The organism is Streptomyces sp. NBC_01515, assembly GCF_045040345.1.
Taxonomy (GTDB): Bacteria; Actinomycetota; Actinomycetes; order Streptomycetales; family Streptomycetaceae; genus Streptomyces.
Window position 1 is genome coordinate 10084795 of the sequence record NZ_CP109416.1, and the last position, 16948, is coordinate 10101742.

Annotated in this window: 17 protein-coding genes; 6 read left to right on the top strand and 11 right to left on the bottom strand. The window is 70.9% G+C overall.

The features are described from left to right. Nucleotides 1-31: 31 nt before the first annotated feature. Nucleotides 32-709 carry an FMN-dependent NADH-azoreductase gene (locus OG407_RS44600; protein ID WP_405866445.1) on the top strand — a complete coding sequence of 226 codons (678 nt, stop codon included), beginning with the start codon at nucleotides 32-34 and terminating at the stop codon, nucleotides 707-709. Nucleotides 710-711: 2 nt separating this feature from the next. Here the strand turns inward: OG407_RS44600 and OG407_RS44605 are convergent, their stop codons facing one another. Then, on the bottom strand, nucleotides 712-1263 hold the full coding sequence (locus OG407_RS44605; RefSeq protein ID WP_405866447.1) for a TetR/AcrR family transcriptional regulator: 552 nt from the start codon (nucleotides 1261-1263) through the stop codon (nucleotides 712-714). A 98-nt stretch (nucleotides 1264-1361) separates the two neighbouring features. On the opposite strand from OG407_RS44605, the gene OG407_RS44610 reads away from it, so the two are divergent. After that, nucleotides 1362-1820 (top strand): nuclear transport factor 2 family protein, encoded by a 459-nt coding sequence (locus OG407_RS44610; protein WP_405866449.1) that lies wholly within the window; start codon nucleotides 1362-1364, stop codon nucleotides 1818-1820. A gap of 9 nt (nucleotides 1821-1829) precedes the next feature. Then, the gene (locus OG407_RS44615; RefSeq protein ID WP_405866451.1) at nucleotides 1830-2363 is read left to right on the top strand and encodes a flavoprotein; all 534 of its coding nucleotides are present in this window, start codon (nucleotides 1830-1832) and stop codon (nucleotides 2361-2363) included. A gap of 9 nt (nucleotides 2364-2372) precedes the next feature. Here OG407_RS44615 and OG407_RS44620 read toward each other — a convergent pair whose 3' ends face one another. From OG407_RS44620 to OG407_RS44640, 5 genes are read right to left on the bottom strand one after another with little or no spacing between them, the layout of a single operon-like run. Beyond that, on the bottom strand, nucleotides 2373-3692 hold the full coding sequence (locus OG407_RS44620) for an alpha-glucosidase/alpha-galactosidase (protein WP_405866453.1): 1320 nt from the start codon (nucleotides 3690-3692) through the stop codon (nucleotides 2373-2375). Nucleotides 3693-3730: 38 nt separating this feature from the next. Next, nucleotides 3731-4549, bottom strand: coding sequence for a carbohydrate ABC transporter permease (locus tag OG407_RS44625; RefSeq protein WP_405866455.1), 819 nt, complete (start codon nucleotides 4547-4549; stop codon nucleotides 3731-3733). Continuing rightward, nucleotides 4546-5505 carry a carbohydrate ABC transporter permease gene (locus OG407_RS44630; RefSeq protein ID WP_405866457.1) on the bottom strand — a complete coding sequence of 320 codons (960 nt, stop codon included), beginning with the start codon at nucleotides 5503-5505 and terminating at the stop codon, nucleotides 4546-4548. The genes OG407_RS44625 and OG407_RS44630 overlap by 4 nt, the downstream gene beginning before the upstream one ends. Nucleotides 5506-5528: 23 nt before the next feature. Further along, entirely contained in the window at nucleotides 5529-6812 is a 1284-nt protein-coding gene (locus OG407_RS44635) for an ABC transporter substrate-binding protein (protein ID WP_405866459.1), read from the bottom strand. 22 nt (nucleotides 6813-6834) lie between these two features. Beyond that, nucleotides 6835-7785, bottom strand: a complete 951-nt coding sequence (locus OG407_RS44640; RefSeq protein WP_405866461.1) for an endo alpha-1,4 polygalactosaminidase — start codon at nucleotides 7783-7785, stop codon at nucleotides 6835-6837. 258 nt (nucleotides 7786-8043) lie between these two features. Here OG407_RS44640 and OG407_RS44645 point away from each other — a divergent pair, with 258 nt between their 5' ends. Further along, nucleotides 8044-9015: an aldo/keto reductase gene (locus OG407_RS44645; RefSeq protein WP_405866463.1), complete on the top strand. Its 972-nt coding sequence runs from the start codon at nucleotides 8044-8046 to the stop codon at nucleotides 9013-9015. A gap of 76 nt (nucleotides 9016-9091) precedes the next feature. On the opposite strand, the gene OG407_RS44650 is transcribed toward OG407_RS44645, so the two are convergent. Beyond that, nucleotides 9092-9871, bottom strand: coding sequence for a phytanoyl-CoA dioxygenase family protein (locus tag OG407_RS44650; protein WP_405866465.1), 780 nt, complete (start codon nucleotides 9869-9871; stop codon nucleotides 9092-9094). A gap of 576 nt (nucleotides 9872-10447) precedes the next feature. Here OG407_RS44650 and OG407_RS44655 point away from each other — a divergent pair. Further along, on the top strand, nucleotides 10448-12250 hold the full coding sequence (locus tag OG407_RS44655) for a ricin-type beta-trefoil lectin domain protein (protein ID WP_405866467.1): 1803 nt from the start codon (nucleotides 10448-10450) through the stop codon (nucleotides 12248-12250). A gap of 3 nt (nucleotides 12251-12253) precedes the next feature. Here the strand turns inward: OG407_RS44655 and OG407_RS44660 are convergent, their stop codons facing one another. From OG407_RS44660 to OG407_RS44675, 4 genes are all read right to left on the bottom strand, one after another. Next, nucleotides 12254-12748, bottom strand: a complete 495-nt coding sequence (locus OG407_RS44660) for a universal stress protein (RefSeq protein WP_405866469.1) — start codon at nucleotides 12746-12748, stop codon at nucleotides 12254-12256. Between the two features lie 16 nt (nucleotides 12749-12764). Next, complete coding sequence (locus tag OG407_RS44665) at nucleotides 12765-14078, bottom strand: arsenic transporter (RefSeq protein ID WP_405866471.1); 1314 nt, start codon at nucleotides 14076-14078, stop codon at nucleotides 12765-12767. Between the two features lie 7 nt (nucleotides 14079-14085). Next, on the bottom strand, nucleotides 14086-14811 hold the full coding sequence (locus OG407_RS44670; RefSeq protein WP_405866473.1) for a DUF4232 domain-containing protein: 726 nt from the start codon (nucleotides 14809-14811) through the stop codon (nucleotides 14086-14088). A 144-nt stretch (nucleotides 14812-14955) separates the two neighbouring features. Further along, nucleotides 14956-16341: a serine/threonine-protein kinase gene (locus OG407_RS44675; protein ID WP_405866475.1), complete on the bottom strand. Its 1386-nt coding sequence runs from the start codon at nucleotides 16339-16341 to the stop codon at nucleotides 14956-14958. A 46-nt stretch (nucleotides 16342-16387) separates the two neighbouring features. Here OG407_RS44675 and OG407_RS44680 point away from each other — a divergent pair, with 46 nt between their 5' ends. After that, the gene (locus tag OG407_RS44680) at nucleotides 16388-16939 is read left to right on the top strand and encodes an RNA polymerase sigma factor (protein WP_328675796.1); all 552 of its coding nucleotides are present in this window, start codon (nucleotides 16388-16390) and stop codon (nucleotides 16937-16939) included. Nucleotides 16940-16948 lie beyond the last annotated feature (9 nt).

Genomic DNA, 16948 nt, shown 5'->3' on the forward strand with positions numbered 1-16948 from the left:
ACGAACCCGAACCGACCGAGGTGACCACACCATGCTGCTGCACATCGATTCCAGCGCCGACACGACCGCCGACTCCGTGACCAGGCAACTCACCGACACCTTCGCGCGGACCTGGCACGCTTCGCACGGCAGCACGGCGGACCACCGCCACCGCGACCTGTCCGCCGCACCGGTGCCGCCGATCACCCCCGCCTACACCACCCTCGGCCGCCGCGTGGAACGCGAGGGATTCGTCCCGCCCGCCAAGGTCCCCGCACTGATCGAGAGCGCCGACGAGCGGCACGAGTGGGAGCTGACCCTGCCGCTCGTCACCGAACTGCTGGGCGCCGACACGGTGTTGCTCGGTGTCCCTATGTACAACTTCTCGGTGCCCGCGACCCTGAAGGCCTGGATCGACCGCGTCACCTTCCCCGGCGCGCTCACCGACCCGGACACCGGCGAGAGCCTCCTGCGGCACACCCGCGTGGTCGCGGTCATGGCACGCGGCGGCGGATACGGCCCCGGCACCCCGCGCGAACACTTCGACTTCCAAATGTCTTATCTGAAGGCCTACTTCGGCAACCTGGGCGTACTGCCGGAGAACCTCCACCTCGTCGCCGCCGAACTCACCCGGGTCGACGTCCTGCCCCAACTGGCCGGCCTGGAGGACCTGGCGGCAGCTTCCCTCACCCGGGCCCGTTCCGCGCTCACGGAACTCGCCGCCGCCTGACCTCAGTTGGCGCGCGACAACGCCAGGGCCGCCTCGCGTGCCTCCGCCGCAGGCTCCACGCTCCCGGTGATGCCCGCCGTGACCATGGCCCCCTCGGCCAGCAGGAACAACTGTCCGGTGAGTACGGCGGGCAGCCCCGCGTCCGCCACGAGCCCGGCGAGGTACTCGCGGAACGCCCGCTTGTGCGCCCGCACTTGGGCCACCACCCGCTCCGAGGTCGCGCCCAGTTCGCCGTACGAGTTGATCCACGCACACCCGCGGAAATCCGCCTCGCCGAACCACTCCTCCAGCCAGTCGAAGACGGCCGGAATCCGCTCCTGTGGATCATCGTGGAGCGCGACGTGCTCGGCGAGGCGTCCGCGCCAGCGCAGGTCGCGCCGTTCGAGATACGCCGCCACCAACTCCTCCTTCGCGGGGAAGAGTTGGTAGAGCCGCTTGAGCGAGAGCCCGGAGGCGGTGCGGACGGCGTCCATGCCCACGGCCTGAACCCCCCGCCCGTAGAACAGCTTCTCGGCGGCGTCCAGTGCCTGCTCCCGGGCGACTGCGCTGTTCATCGAACCGACCCCTTGTTGACCTGAGAACGTACGTTCTCTACGTTAGCAGTCATCGAGAGAACGCACGTTCTCCGCATCTCGCCGCTCTGGAGACGACCATGGCCGACCGCCCTCCCCTCCCGCCCTTCACCCGTGAGACCGCGGCCCAGAAGGTCCAGGCCGCCGAGGACGCCTGGAACACCCGCGACCCGCAACGGGTCGCGCTCGCCTACTCGGAGGACTCCGTCTGGCGCAACCGCGACACCTTCGTCACCGGCCGCGCCGAGATCGTCGCGTTCCTCACCGCGAAGTGGGCCCGCGAGCACGAGTACGCGCTCCGCAAGGACCTGTGGGCCTTCGACGGCAACCGCATCGCCGTCCGCTTCCAGTACGAGTGCCGGGACACCGGCGGCCAGTGGTGGCGGTCGTACGGCAACGAGCTGTGGGAGTTCGACGAGCACGGCCTGATGACCCGGCGCGAGGCGAGCATCAACGACCTGGCCATCGAGGAGAAGGACCGCCGTGTCTTCGGGACGCGGCCCGAGGAGGAGCGCGGGCGGTCGTTCCCGCTTCAGTAGGCTCCCCGGGTGACCGAACAGGACTCGAAGCCCTTCCTCTACGTCGTCGTCTGCGCCGCCGGGATCGCGGCGGGCGTCAGCAGGCTGATCACCGCCGCGCAGGAGCGGGACTGGGAGGTCGGGGTCTTCGCGACGCCGGTCGCGATGGGCGGTTTCTTCGACACGGCCGCCGTCGAGGCGCAGACCGGCCGCCCGATACGTTCGGCGTGGCGCACCCCCGGCGATCCACGCCCGTTCCCGCCCCCGGACGCCGTGCTCGTGGCGCCCGCCACCTTCAACACGATCAACAAATGGGCGGCCGGCACGGCGGACACCCTCGCGCTCGGCACGCTGTGCGAGGCGTACGGCCTGGGCGTCCCGACGGCTGTACTCCCTTGTGTGGGCGAGGCGTTGGCCGCCCATCCCGCCTACCGGGCGAGCCTGGTACGACTCCGCGAGATGGGCGTGAGGTTCGGGGAGCCGTACTCCGGTGAGGTCCAAGCGGACGGCGGGCGGCCGGAGTTCGGGTGGGAGGCCGGCCTGGACCTGCTCGACCGGTTCTAGCCGCCGACGTCAGTGTCCGAGCAGTGCCCTCAACTCCGGTTGCAGCAGGTCCCCGTGAGCTTGGACGAGGTCGTCGCACAGGTCCCAGATCCGCTCGACCGGCAGGGCCGCCGCCGTCGCCGGGTCGGCCATCGCCGCGTGCCGGATGTGGCGCGGGTCGCCGTCCGTGGCCGCCCGCGCGACCAGGTCGGTGACGGAGACGTACGCGCTGTTGAGGGCCGCGCACTGCGGGGGCAGGGCGCCGATCCGGGTCGGCTGGACGCCCAACGCGTCGACCAGGCAAGGGACTTCGACGACCGAGTCGGCGGGGAGGTTGTCGATCAGGCCGCGGTTGGGGACGTTGCCGTAGATCGTGCGGGGCGTGCCGGTGACGATGCTGTGGATGATCTGCGGGGCGTACTCCAGTGTGCCCTCGACGGGGAGCGGGAGGCCGGAGGCGAGGGCGTCGCGGGTGCGTTCGTAGCTCGCGGTGTTCTCCTCGATGATCTCCAAGTAGGCGCCGACCGGCAGCCGTAGCCGCTCGATCTCGCTGTCGTGGTGGAGATACCAGGGCACGTACTCGGCGGAGTGCTCGCTGGTCTCCGTGGGGTAGTGGCCGAGTCTGCGGTACATGTCCACGCGGACCCGGCGCAGGAGTTCGGGGTCTTTCGCGATCGCCTCGTCGAGGAGCGGGTACAGGCTCCGCCCGGCTTGCTCGAAACGCAGCACCCACGCCTGGTGGTTGACGCCCGCGGCCAGGTAGGAGACCTCCTCGAAGGGGACGCCGATCAGCTGGGACAGGTCGTGCATCGTCCAGTACACCGAGTGGCACAGGCCCGTCGCCCTGAGGGTGGGGGCGATGCGGCTCAGGTAGAGGAGGTTCATCGCCATCGGGTTGGTGTAGTTCAACAGGTGGGCGTCCGGGCAGAGTTCGGCCATGTCCTCGGCCAGCGACCGCAGCACCGGGAAGGTGCGCAGCGCGCGGAAGATGCCGCCGATGCCGAGGGTGTCGGCGATCGTCTGGCGCAGACCGTAGCGGGCCGGGACCGCGAAGTCGGTGCGGGTGGCCTCGTTCATGCCGACCTGGACGATGTTGACGACGAAGTCGGCGTCCGCGAGGGCCGATCGGCGGTCGAGGTGCGCGGTGATCTCCGGCTCGGCGCCGCGCACGTGGGCGATGTGCCGGGCCGCGCCCTCCGCCGTCGCGAGCCGTTCCGGGTCGATGTCGTGCAACGCGATCCGGGCGCGGGCGAGTTCGGGGAAGGCGAACAGGTCGGCGAGCAGGCCCTGCGTGAACACCACACTGCCGGCGCCGACGAAGGCCACCTTCACAGCGCTGCCGTCTGTCATCAAGTACCTCTCGGGAAAGTGGAGTTGGGGTGTGCGGCTCATCCCTTGAGCCCGCTGGACGTCAGCGACTGGATGAACGTCTTCTGCGCGAGCAGGAACGCCACCAGCACCGGCACCACCGTGATGACGTTGCCCGCCATCACCGCCGACCACTTGGTGTGGTGCTGTCCCTGGAAAGTCGTCAGGCCCAGCTGGAGCGTGTACTGGGTGTCGTGGTTGATCGCGATCAACGGCCACGACAGGTCGTTCCACGTGGACAGGAAGGTGAGGACGGCGACCGTGGCGAGCGCCGGCCGGGCCAGCGGCATGACGATCGAGAACAGCACCCGCAGCCGCGAACACCCGTCGATCCAGGCCGCCTCCTCCATCTCCCTCGGCAGCGCGAGGAAGAACTGCCGGAACAGGAACACCGCGAACGGCGTCACCAGCGACGGCAGGATCAGCGCGCCCAGCGTGTCGATCAGCCCGAACCACTTCATCACCAGGAACGTCGGGATCATCGTCAGCTGGAACGGCACGACCATCGTCGCCAGCATCAGCCCCAGCAGCAGCCGCGACCCGGCGAACCGCATCCGCGCGAACGCGTACCCGCCGAGCGACCCCAGCAGCAGATTCGACACCACCGCCACCGACGCCACGATCAGCGAGTTGGCGAACCAGCGCGGGAACATCGCGTTGCCCAGCACATACCGGTAGCCGCCCAGGTCAATTCCCTTGGGCCACAAGGCCGGTGGGAAGCGGTTGATCTCCGCGTTCGTCATCACCGAGCTGAGCAGCAGCCACACGAACGGCAGCGCGAAGCACAACGCCAGCGGCGCCAGCACCAGATGCCACGCACTCATCCGCCGCGCACTCATCGGACCCCTCCTTCCGTACGACCCTGCCGCCGCCGTACGACCCGCAGCGCACCGCCCGCCACCAGCAGCGCCACCGCGAGGACGTACGCGGACGCGGCGCCGTAGCCCGCGGTGAACATCTGGAAGGCCTGCTGCCAGACGAAGTACACGATCACGGTGGTCGAGCCCAACGGGCCGCCCTTGGTCGTCACATAGATCAGGTCGAACACCTGGAGCGAGGTGATGAACTGCCACAGCAGCAGGAAGACGGTGACCGGCGTGAGCGCGGGCAGCGTCACATGGCGCAGCACCTGTGCCCGGCCCGCGCCGTCTATCCGGGCCGCCTCGACGAGTTCGGGCGGCACGTCCTGGAGCGCGGCCAGGTACACCACGACACAGAAGCCGACCCCGCTCCACAGCGAGATCAGCACCAGCAGGTACAGCGCCTGGTCCGGGTCGGCGAGGAAACCCTGGGCGGAGATGCCGAGTTGGTGCAGCAGCGCGTTGGCGACGCCGAACTCCGGGTCGAGGATGAACGAGAACAGCACGCCCTGCGCGGTCGCCGACACCACGAACGGGATGAACACCAGCGTGCGGTACAGGCCGATGAGCCGGATCCGGCGGTTCAGGGCCAGCGCCAGCGCCAGCCCGCCGACCAGGCTGAGCGGCACGTAGAGGGCCGCGTACAGCAGCGTGTTGCCCACCGCCGTACGGAAGGTGGGGTCCTGGGCGAGGGCCCGGTAGTTGTCGAGGCCGACCCAGCGGCCGGGTGTGACCAGGTCGTCGGCACGGAACGACAGCAGCAGCGACCAGACGACGGGCACGACACTCAGCCCGAGGATCACCACGACCGACGGACCGATGAACGCCCAGGCGGTGGACCGCTCTTGACGGGCGCGACGGCGGGCGGCGCGGCGCGCGGCCTGAGCGGCGGCGGGTTGCGCGGGGAGGGTGAGGGCGCGGGGCAGTGTGGACATCGGGGTCTCCCGGAAAGGGGAAGTCACCTGGGGATCAGCAGGGCCGCGTCGGCCTTGTCGGCGCAGGAACGGAGCGCCTTCTCGGGGGAGTCCCGGCCGAGCAGCACCGAGACGATCGCCTCGCCCAACGCCTGCGAGATCTGCGGATACGAGGCATGGACGGGCCGGACGCGCGCCGAGCGCAGACTGTCGGTGAAGACGTCGAGACCGACCGTCCCGGCACTGTGCTTGCGCCACTCCGGCCGTGCCGCGGTGCCCGTGCTCAACGGCAGCCCGCCCGCCGAGATGTCCCAACGGACGTCGTGGACAGGGGAGTTCATCCACCGCACGAACTCCACGGCCGCCCGGGACCGGGCCGAGCCGTTGTCGAAGACCGTCCACGTGTCGGGCCCGGAGATGGTGACCGCGTGCCCGCTGTACGTCGGCAGCGGCACGACGCCGTAGTCGATCTTCGCGTTGATGATGTCGGGGAGTTCCCACGGCCCCGTGGCGACCATGGCCATCCGGCTGTTGAGGAACACCTGGTAGAGCTGTTCGCTGCCGGGCTTGGTGTCCAGGTACACGCTTTTGTCGTGGCCGAGTCGGTCGAGGGTCCGGAGTACTCGTACGCCCTGGTCGGCGAAGCCGATGTGCCTGCCGTCCGGGGCGACGACCTCGCCGCCGAGATCCCACAGCATCGGCCACAGCCGCCACACCGTGTCCTCGTCGCCGACGGCAGGCCAGCCGGTGCCGAAGACGCCCCGGTCGTGGTCGGTCAACTCCCGTGCGGTGTCGGTGAATTGATCCCAGCTCCAGCCGGGCTTCGGGTAATCCAGCCCGGCCTGCCGGAACAGTTTCTTGTTGTAGACGACGGCCAGCGAGTCGAGCACCGCGGGCGCGGCGCGCACCCGCCCGTTGACGGTGACCGCGTCCCGCACCGGCTTCCAGAACGTGTCCCACGGTGTCGGCCCGTCGCGCATCGCGGACGTCAGGTCGACGACGCGCGGGCTGCGCGCCACGCTCGCCAGATCCGAACCGAAGATGTAGGCGATGTCCGGGTAGGAGCCGGCGGCCAGCGCGGCGGTCACCTTCTGGAGCATCGCGTCGGCCAACACCCCACCGCCGCCCGGGTCCACGCGGATGGTGGGGTGGGTCCGGTTGAACTCGGCGACCAGCGCCTCCACCGCCTTGCGCCCCGTGTCGACCTGCCCGTGCCACAGCTCCACGGTCACCCGGCCGTCCGCACCGACCCCGTCCGAGGCACCGCCCGCACAGCCACTCGCGGCACCGATCGCGGCGGCCCCGAGCAGCAGCCCACGGCGTGACATCCCGTTCCCCATCACGGCCTCCTCACCGCACCTTGCGGACGTAGCCGGCACTCCCGGGCGTCGACACGTCCAGGTCCCGGCGCACGATGCTGAGCCTCCCGGCGAAGCCCGAACGGGCCTTGCGCAGACCGGAGTCGGAGTACTCGATGACGATGACCCGGTCGTCGAAGGCCCGGGCGTACTCCCCGCACTCGTCGTACTCGGCGCACTCCTCCGCGATCGCGAAGTCGAGTCCCGTCCTCTTCCTCAGCCCGGCCAACTCCACCGTGTTCTTCTGGGCGATGGCGAGACGGCGGGCGTGCGCGTGCCGGGAGAGCAGGGTGATGAAGGCGGTCGCGTCGTTCGCCGTCAGGAGGTCGTCGGAGCGGGTGTAGCTGTCGTAGTTGTCCGGCTCGACGGCGTCGAAGCCCTTGGCCGCGCAGCCGTCGATCCACCGGTCCACCCGCGCCGCCACCCGCTCCCGCTTGGCCGCAGTACCGATGTCGAGCAGTGCCTCGCCCCAGTCGTCGTCGACGACCACCTCGCCGTCCGTGTCCCGCAGCAGCAGGTCGGCGGGCCAGGAGGCGCGCTCGTCCGGCTGGGCCTGGAACGCGTTGACGTAGCAGATGTTGTAGAGGCCGCGCGCGGGCGACGCCGTACGGTCACGGCTGACGATCCGGACGCCGGCCGGCGGGGGATAGGCGCCGCCGATCTGGTAGTCGAAGTCGGCGTGGAGGGGCGGGAGTTGGACCATGCCGGGCGCCGAGCGGGAGGCGCTCGCCGAAGGCGTGGCGGTCTTCGACGGCGCCGCGGGGGACGGGCGCTCCGAAGGCGTTGGACGCGACGGGCTCTTCGGTGCCGCGCGCGACGGTCGTTCCGGCGCCGAAGTGGTCGAGGTTCCGCACGAGGTCAGTAGCGCCGCGGTCGCGACGGCGCCGCCCAGGACCGCGGCCGTCCCGAGACCTCCGACGCGGGAGACACCCTTGACGGGCATGTCCGCTCCATCAATCGCGGGTACGACCCCGCCTCGGACCGGATGGAGCCGCGGTCCTGGCGACTGTGGCCGGGCTTGGAACCTGTCCGCTACCGGCTGGGCGCACCTCTGCGTACCGCGCCGCACGCGCGGGCACGTCCAGGATCAAAGCGCCCGGCCGCGCCACTCGTCAAGGGTGCGCGCAGATGCGCGGCTTCGAGTACTCACGAAGTCGTACGCTCCAAAGCGGTACCGAACTCGAAGGCAGGAGCAGCAACGATGCAGTACGTGAAGCTCGGTTCGACCGGCCTGGACGTCTCGCGGATCTCTCTGGGCTGCATGACCTACGGCCTCCCGGACCGCGGCACCCACGAGTGGACCCTCGACGAGGAGGCGTCGCGCCCGCTGATCCGGCAGGCGCTGGAGGCCGGGATCAACTTCCTCGACACGGCGAACGTCTACTCCGACGGCACCAGCGAGGAGATCACCGGCCGGGCGCTGCGCGACTTCGCCCGCCGTGACGAGGTGGTCCTCGCCACCAAGGTGCACGGCCGGACCCGCCCCGGACCCAACGGCGCGGGACTCTCCCGCAAGGCGATCATGTCCGAGATCGATCACAGCCTGGAACGTCTCGGCACCGACTACGTCGACCTCTACCAGATCCACCGCGCCGACCCGCACACCCCCGTCGAGGAGACGATGGAGGCGCTGCACGACCTGGTGAAGGCGGGCAAGGTCCGCTACATCGGGGCGAGTTCGATGTACGCGTGGCAGTTCGCCAAGCACCAGCACGTCGCCGAGCGGCACGGCTGGACCAAGTTCGTCTCCATGCAGAACCACTACAACCTCCTCTACCGCGAGGAGGAGCGCGAGATGCTGCCGCTCTGCGCGGACCAGGGCGTGGGCGTGCTGCCCTGGAGCCCGCTGGCGCGCGGCCGGCTCACCCGGGACTGGGGCACCACCACCGAGCGCAGCAGCACCGACAACTTCGGCAACCGCCTCTACCAGGACGGCGACCGCGCCATCGTCGAGGCGGTCACCCGTATCGCCGGCGACCGGGGCGTCCCGCGCGCCCAAGTGGCCCTGGCCTGGCTGCTGCACCAGAGCACGGTGGCCGCGCCGATCGTCGGAGCGGCCAAGCCGCAGCACATCGAGGACGCCGTGGCGGCCGTCGAACTGGAGCTGAGCGACAAGGAGTTGGAGGAGCTGGAGCAGCCCTACACCCCGCACGCGATCAGCGGCCATTCCTGACGCATCCCGACAGGGCCTGCTCCAAGTCTCTCGAATCAGCTCAACTGGGCTTTTCCCAGGCTCTCTTGACGATCCGTCAGTGCGGGCCGTGCGGTGCGAACTCCGTGCCGCACGGGCCCGCCCCGGCGCTCTCCGCCAGCGGCACCCGCTCGCCGCTCATCGAGATCGTGCGGTAGAAACTCCCGATACGGTCGGCCGAGCGGCCCACGTAGTGCCCGATGAACGAGCGGCGGAAGCGGTTCGCGCTGCGATTGGGCTGGGAGCCGTGCACCAGGCTGCCGTTGAAGAAGAGGACGTCCCCGGGCGCCATGTCGACCGGTACGGCCGCTAGCCCCGGCGGCGGTGGCACGAACTCGCGCGCGAAGGACACCCCGGCGTCCGCCTCCTCCGGGCAGAACAGGTCCATGCGATGGGTGCCGGGCACGACCTCCAGGCCGCCGTTGTCCCGGTCGATCTCGTCGCAGGCGATCCACGCGGCCACACAGGTGCCCGGCTCGGCCCGCAGATAGAAGTTGTCCTGGTGCAGCGCCTGGCCGCGCGCTCCCGGCGGCTTGAAGTAGAACATGCTCTGTGCGGCCAGCACGTCCTCGCCGAGCAGGGTCTCCAGGACGGTCCGCAGTCGCGGGTCCAGGAGGAAACGCAGGGCGAGTCCGTTGATCTCGTGCGGGTGGATCACCCTCGGGTGGGTCCGGAGGGGATCGTCGGAGGCGCGCGGTTTGAAGTGTCCGGGTACCGGGCCGGCCGCGTGCAGTGCCGTGAACTCCGCACAGAGCCGGTCGATTTCGTCGTACGCGAACAACCCGCGCGCGATCGTGAACCCGTCCTCCTCGAACGCGCCGATGTCCGTGACCGTCATACAGACCTCCTCAGTGTTATGTCACACCACAGTGTCAGGAGACCGCGCGTGTGCCTATTGGTTGGTCGTGAACTCTCTCATCGGCGACGGCGTGGAAGTCGGCAACTCCCGTGACGCCAGTGACTCGTCGGGCAATGGGCCGGGCGGCCGGAACATGACCTGGGAAAACCGGAAGAAGGGCCGTCCTCGCGCGCGACGCGCGAGGTGCGCCGGGCCGCCTCCGGTCAATGGTTTCGGGATTTCCCGTGTGGATACGGTGGCAATCCCATAACGGACCCCTTTGACGAATCGTCAAATGGCACGGGCCGGACCGCAATGCACAAAACGGAGGGAGACCTTGTTCCGTCTCGCTGACCTGTGCAAAGGTGTGCCTGTCGACGCGCGGGCACATTGATGATTCCCCTCCGCGCGTTCGAGGCCGCTCCCGTACGTCACCCCCCTTGCTTCAAAAGAGCTGCCCCAGGCGGACGTTCGGGATGCCATCAATCGGACGGGTGGACTTTGTCGACCTGTCGACGGAGTCGCATACCCGCCGGTATGTGCCGAGTTCCGCGTTTCACCTGGAGGAATGCAGCCGTGACGGACCCAGGTCCCTCGAATTCCCCGACTTCCGCTCACCACTTCGAAGTGACCGACGAGCAGCTCAGCGCCGAGCTGAAGAAGTGGACGGGGACGACGCCCGCGCTGCAACCCGTCGGCGAACTGCTGGACCGGCACTGGGAAGCGGCCTTCTCCTATGCGCGGCTGTGCACCGACGGACCGCACCACGCCGGAATGCTCACCACGGCCGCTTTCACCCGGCTCTTCGGGGAATCCCTGCGGCAGTCGGGACCGACCGCGGCCTGGCGCCCTCAGGTGCTGGTCACCGTCCGCCGTATCGCCGCGGAATGGGTCGCCGACCACCGGCAGGAAATGCTCCACCCCGACCTGCGCTGGGCGAGCGGCGACGGCGACCGGGGCGCGGCCCGGATGCTGCCCGTGCCCGAACGGCGCCTGCTCTCCCGGGCGTTCCAGCGGCTGCCCCAGGCGGCCCGCACCCTGCTCTGGCACATCGAGGTCGAGTCCGAGCCCTATGCGATACCCGCCGGACTGCTGGGCCTGGACGAAGAGGGCGCCGACGTCGAACTCGGGCGTTCCCGCGGCCGGTTGCGCGAGGAGTGCCTCCAGGTCCACCGCGAACTCGCCCAGGACGACGAGTGCATGCGCTACATCCGGCTGCTGGACGTCACCTTCCGGCGCGGCGGCGCGGAGGTCGACCCGGATCTCGCCATGCACCTCAGCGTCTGCAAGCACTGCCGGTACACCGCCGACCAGTTGAACCAGTTCAACGCCGGGCTCGGCATCGCACTGGCCGAAGCCGTGCTCGGCTGGGGCGCGCGGGCCTACCTGGAGGTCAGGGCCGGCAGCCGCGCGCTGCCCGCCGAGGTGTCGGCCGCCTCGACCGAACTCGCGGTGCACCCCGGCCCGCGGCGCGGCGAACTGAGATCGGCCCACAAGGCGGCCCGGCGCGTCCGTCGCCGCAACCTCGCCGTGGCCGTGCTGACCGTGAGCGGACTGGTCGTCCTCCCGCTCGTCCTGTGGTCGATCGGCGGCTCCGGCGGCGACAAGAGCACCACGGAGAACCAGGCCGCCGGCGCCTCCGGCGCGGGCAAGGAATCCGCCGACCCCTCCTGGGCCAGCAAGAACGACACCACCCAGGGCACGCTCAGCGGCCGGCTGCACAACGTCGAGTCCGGCCTGTGCATCGGCGTCGCCGGCAACAAGCCCCTCAAGGGCAACGAGGCCGAACTGCAGACCTGCTCCTCGGCGGCCGGCCAGCAGTGGTCGTACGAGACCGACGGCCAGCTGCGCAGCACCGCCGACCCCGGCCTCTGCCTCGACTCGCACCTCGCCTTCGAGGTACAGCTCGCCCCCTGCACGAGCACGTCGTCGGCGACCGCGAAGAACATCCGCTACGACTTCACGCTCCAGGGCATCCTCGTACCGCGCTGGAACCAGGACCTGGCCCTGACCCCCGCCTCCACCGACGGCGGCGGCGCGCTCGTCCTGAAGAACCGGGCGGACGGCTCGGCGCAGCGCTGGGTCTTCGACACCTCGAAGGCCGACCCGCAGATGCAGGTCGTCAACTGGGACACCGACAGCACCGGCTCGCCGACCCCCACGACGAAGAAGGCCGCCCCGACGCCCTCGAAGACGCCGACGGCCACGCCCACCCCGACGCCGAGCGCGTCGACCCCGCAGTCCACGCCGACGACCTCGGCCCCGACCATGGACTACTGCGACTACTACCCGTCCTACTGCGCGGGCGGCGGCCAGGGCGGCTGGGGCGGAGGCGGCGGATACGGGGGCGGATACGGCGGCGGTGGGCACGGCCGCTGAGCCTCAGTGCGGCGGATGCGGCGGTGGCGGCGGCAGGGTCGCGATACCCGGCGCCGCCTCCGGCCACACCAGCAGCACCGGACAGGGCGCGTGATCGACGGCGAACCGGACGGCGGGCCCGAGACTGTGCGGGCCGAGCCGGGCCCGGTCGCCGTCGCGGGCCAGCACCAGCAGATCGGCGTCCCCGGCGGCGGCCACCACCTCGCGCTCCACGCGCCCGGCCCGTTCCGTCCGGGTGCACGGCCGCCCGAGCCGCTCGGCCGCCGCGTCCAGCAGCTCCGCCGCGGACGTACTGCCGAGATCCTCCAGCCGGGTCCCGGGATCACGCTTCGGCCCACCCCGGCCGAGCAGCCCGGCAAATGCGCCGTGCGCGACCTCGGGCACGTCCGGCCCGCTCACATGCAGCAGCACCACCTCGTCCGCCTCCGGCGCATGCGTCCGTACGGCGTCCACGCAGGCGGGCCATGTGCCCTCGACCAGCCAGGCGATCACACGCATTCGGCCTCCCTCGGTGTCAGAGAACCTGGAGCGACACCCACAGTGCCAGCACCGCCGGGACGAGCGCGGACGGCACGGCGAGCAGCCCCAGCTTCGTGAACTCCTTGAGATCCACGCCGTGTTCGTGCTGATGCACGATCCGCCGCCACAGCAGCGTCGCGAGCGACCCGGCGTAGGTCAGGTTCGGCCCGATGTTCACCCCGAGCAGCACGGCGAGGACGGCCCCGGGCCCGGACTGCGCGGTCAGCGGCAGCAGGACCAGTACCGCCGGCAGGTTGTTGATGAGATTCGCCAGTACGGCGGCCAGGGCGGCGATCCCGAGCAGGGCCGCGATGCCGGTCCCGCCGGGCAGGAGGTGCCCGAGCGCGTCGGAGAGCCCGTTGTCCACCACGGCCCGCACCACGATCCCGAGCGCCAGCACGAACGCCAGGAAGGACGGCGCGGCGGCCCGCACGACCGTGAGCGGGGTCGCCTGCCGCCGTAGCAGCGCCCGGCCGGCGAGGACGAGCGCGCCCGCCAGCGCGGCCCACGCCGGATCGATGCCGATCGCCGAGGTCAGCACGAACCCGGCGAGGGTGCAGGCGACGGTCGCCAGCGCGAACACCGGCAGCTCGGGCTTGTCGCCGGACACCGGCGAGGGCGCCGCCGCCGCGAGGTCGCGGGCGAAGAAGCGCCGGAACACCAGGTACTCGGCGCCGATCGAGACCAGCCAGGGCAGCACCATCAGCCCGGCGAAGCGGGTGAAGCTCAGGCCGCTCGCCGCGAACGCGAGGAGGTTCGTCAGGTTGGAGACCGGCAGCAGCAGCGAGGCGGTGTTCGAGAGGTGCGTGCACGCGTAGACGTGCGGCTTGGGACGCACCCCCATCCGGGACGCCGTCGCGAACACGACCGGCGTCAGCAGCACGATGGTCGCGTCCAGACTCAGCACGGCCGTGATCACCGAGGCCAGCGCGAACACCGCCGTCAGCAGCCGGCTCGGACTGCCCTTCGCCCACTCCGCCATCCAGGCACCGCAGGCCCGGAACAGGCCCTCCACATCGCAGAAGTGGGCCAGCACGAGGACCGCGGCGAGGAACCCGACCACCGGCCCGAGCTGCTCGGCCTCGGCCCGCGCGTGGTCGAGCGAGATCGCCCCGGTGGCCACGGCGATCCCGGCGGCGGGGACCGCCATCACCGCCTCCGGCCACCCGAAGGGACGGACGACGGCCCACACGAGGACGGCGACGAGCAGAACGACGGACAGGGTTTCGGCGAGCGGGGTGTTCAGGGGACGGTCCTCCGGGACGCGGGACGTGGTGCCCGCCCCATGTAACCAGGCCGCGGCGCGCAACCCGTGATCAGGAACCGGTACCCGCGCTGAACACCGTCAGACGTACCGAGGACGCATTGCCCGACACGGGCACCGCGCCGGCCGTCCACTTCACGTGCAGCGCGTCCTGCTCGTCGGGCGGGGTCACCGCGAGCCAGCTCGCGGTCGCCGTCTTGGCGCCGCTGACCTCCGGGTTGGAGAAGGTCAGGCCCGCCCAGGCGCTCTGCCCCGGCTTCAGCGTGACCGTGGTGACGGTGGTGCCCGACTCGCGCTGCGGGTCGTCGCCCAGCTGCGTGCCGGACGCGTTCAGGAACGCGGCGCCGGGATAGCCGCGGACCGTGCAGGTGCGGCCGGACGAGTTGGTGAGGACGATCGGGAAGTTCTCCTGCCCGGCGCCCGGGTCGTTGGCGCCCACCTTCGCCTTCAGCTCGGAGGTGTGGCACCGGGTGCTGCTCGCGGTGCCGGTGTTGGTGCTCGTGCCGCCGGAGCCCGAGGACGTGGAGGTCGACGTGGCGGAACCCGACGAGGCCGAGTCCGAGCCGGTGGCCGTGTCGGTACCGCCCGACGAGGAGGCCGGCGTGCGGGACCCGTCGGCCGAGGGGTCGCCGCCCGCGGGCGCGGCCGTACCCGACTGGGTCTGCGGGCTGCTCACCGTGCCGCTGCCGTTGTCGCAGGCCGTCGTCGTCAGACCCAGGACGGCGATCGCGCTCACGAGCAGGGCCGTCCGGCGCAGGGACTGGGACGTGTTCGCCATCTTCAACACTCCTGGTGGTTCACCGCACGCACTTCGGCGTGCCGACCGCGCCTCATGCGCGGTCACACTGGTCCGATACGGATGGGCGCCGAAAAGTTCGCGAGTCCGCCGGGATCTTTTCCTGGACTTGGGTCCCGACAGTAATCAGGTGACCCGGAGCGAGCGCAGTATGCGCGCGGTCGCGTCGCCGCTGTGCTGCCGGATCTGCACGTAGACCTGGGGCTGGGCGGCGCCGCCGACCATGCGGAGCGCGGTCTCCGAGAGGGTGCCCGTGCTGCCCGAGCAGTCGCTCCAGGTGCGGATCGTGCCGCGCCAGGTGGCGCTGGAGTAGGCGTGGCTGCCGTCGTAGTGACAGCCGGAGTGGGCGATGCCGTCCACCTCGGTCGTCACGCTGCCGTGCTCGCTCAGGCCGATGAACACGCCGTTCACGTTCGCCGACAGGTCCGGCCATTTCGACAGGTCGTCGGCGACGGCCAGCCCCGGCTCGTTCCCTGACTGCAGCCCGAGCGCCTGCGGATTCCAGCCCGAGTCACGCAGCTGGCGGCCCCACGCGTCGGGCACCTCGGCCACGATCCGGCCGGTGCTGTCCTTGACCCGCAGTACCGATGAACTCCCGGACGACGAGGGCAGGTTCAACACCACGGCGCCCGTGCCGGCCGCCACCACGACGAACAGGCCGGCCATCAGCGCGACGCCCCGGTGCCGGCTGTGCGGCCTGCGCTGCCTGCGCGTGGGGGCGGCCTCGGCGGCCAGCCGCTCCAGTTCCTCCGCGAACTCCCGCGCCGTCGGCCAGCGCCGCTCGCGGTCCGGTTCCAGCGCGCGGAGCACGGCCCGCTGGACGTCGGGCGACACGTCCGGCCGCAGCCGGTCCGGCCGTACGACCTGTCCGGGCGCCCCCGGGACCGTGCCGGTGAGCAGCTCGTAGCCGACCGCTCCCAGGCTGTACACGTCGGCGCGCTCGTCGATGCCGTACCCGGGCTGTGCCTGCTCCGGCGGCTGATAGCCCGCCGAACCGGCGGCCAGGGTGAGGCCCGACCCCTGCGCCAGGCTCTTGGCCAGGCCCAGGTCGGCGAGCAGGACGCGGTAGCTGCCGTCCGGGGCGGTGCGCAGCAGCACGTTGGTCGGCTTGATGTCCCGGTGGACGATCCCCGCCTTGTGCAGCGCGGCGGCGCCCCGGGCGGCCAGCGCGGTCAGCCGCAGCGCCTCCGAGACGGGCAGCGGACCCGCGGTGAGCAGATCGGCGAGGGTGCCGGCGTCGGCGTACTCCATGACGAAGTACGGCCGTCCGTCGGGCAGCTCACCGATGTCGTAGACCTGCACGACCCGGTTGGAGTCGGCCCGGCGCAGCAGCCGGGCCTCGGAGAGGAAGCGGTCGACGATGTCGAGGCGGTGCGCCCAGTTGTCGGCGAGGACCTTCACGGCCACCGGGGCTTCGAGCACGTCGTCGTGCGCGAGCCAGACCGTGCCGAACGCGCCGGTGCCCAGGCGGCGTTCGAGTCTGTAGCGGCCGATCTGTTCGACGAAGTGCATGCGACTATCATGCCTGCTCGTAGACCGAGGCGGAGGAGTGGATCCAGTGCGGGACACGGTACGGACCGAGGAACTGGCGCGGCGGGCCGCGGCCGGTGACACGGGTGCCCTGGACGAGCTCCTGCGGTCGATCGGACCCGAGGTCCTGAGGCGGTGCGGGCGCTTCCTGCCGTGCCGCGAGGACGCCGAGGAAGCGGCACAGGACGTACTGATGCAAGTCGCCCGGAAGATCGGCACGTTCGAGGGCCGCAGCCTCTTCAGCACCTGGCTCTACACGGTCGTCGCCAACGGCTCCCGGCAGAAGTACCGCGAGCTGAAGCGGCGGGCCGCCGAGCAGCCCGCCGAGATCGACACGTCACAGCACGTCGACCCGCGCACCACGAGCGTGATCGCCGGGTCGAAGATCGACCTCCTGGAGGCGCTGGAGCGCCTGGAGCGGGAGCAGCCGAACCTCGTCGCGCCGCTGGTGTACCGGGACATCTGCAACCTGGAGTACGCGGACATCGCCGAGCGCCTCGGCATTCCGCTCGGCACCCTCAAGTCCCGGCTGCACGAGGCCCGCCGCCAGGTCAGGCCCTGGCTGACCGACCTCTCCTGAGCCGACCGG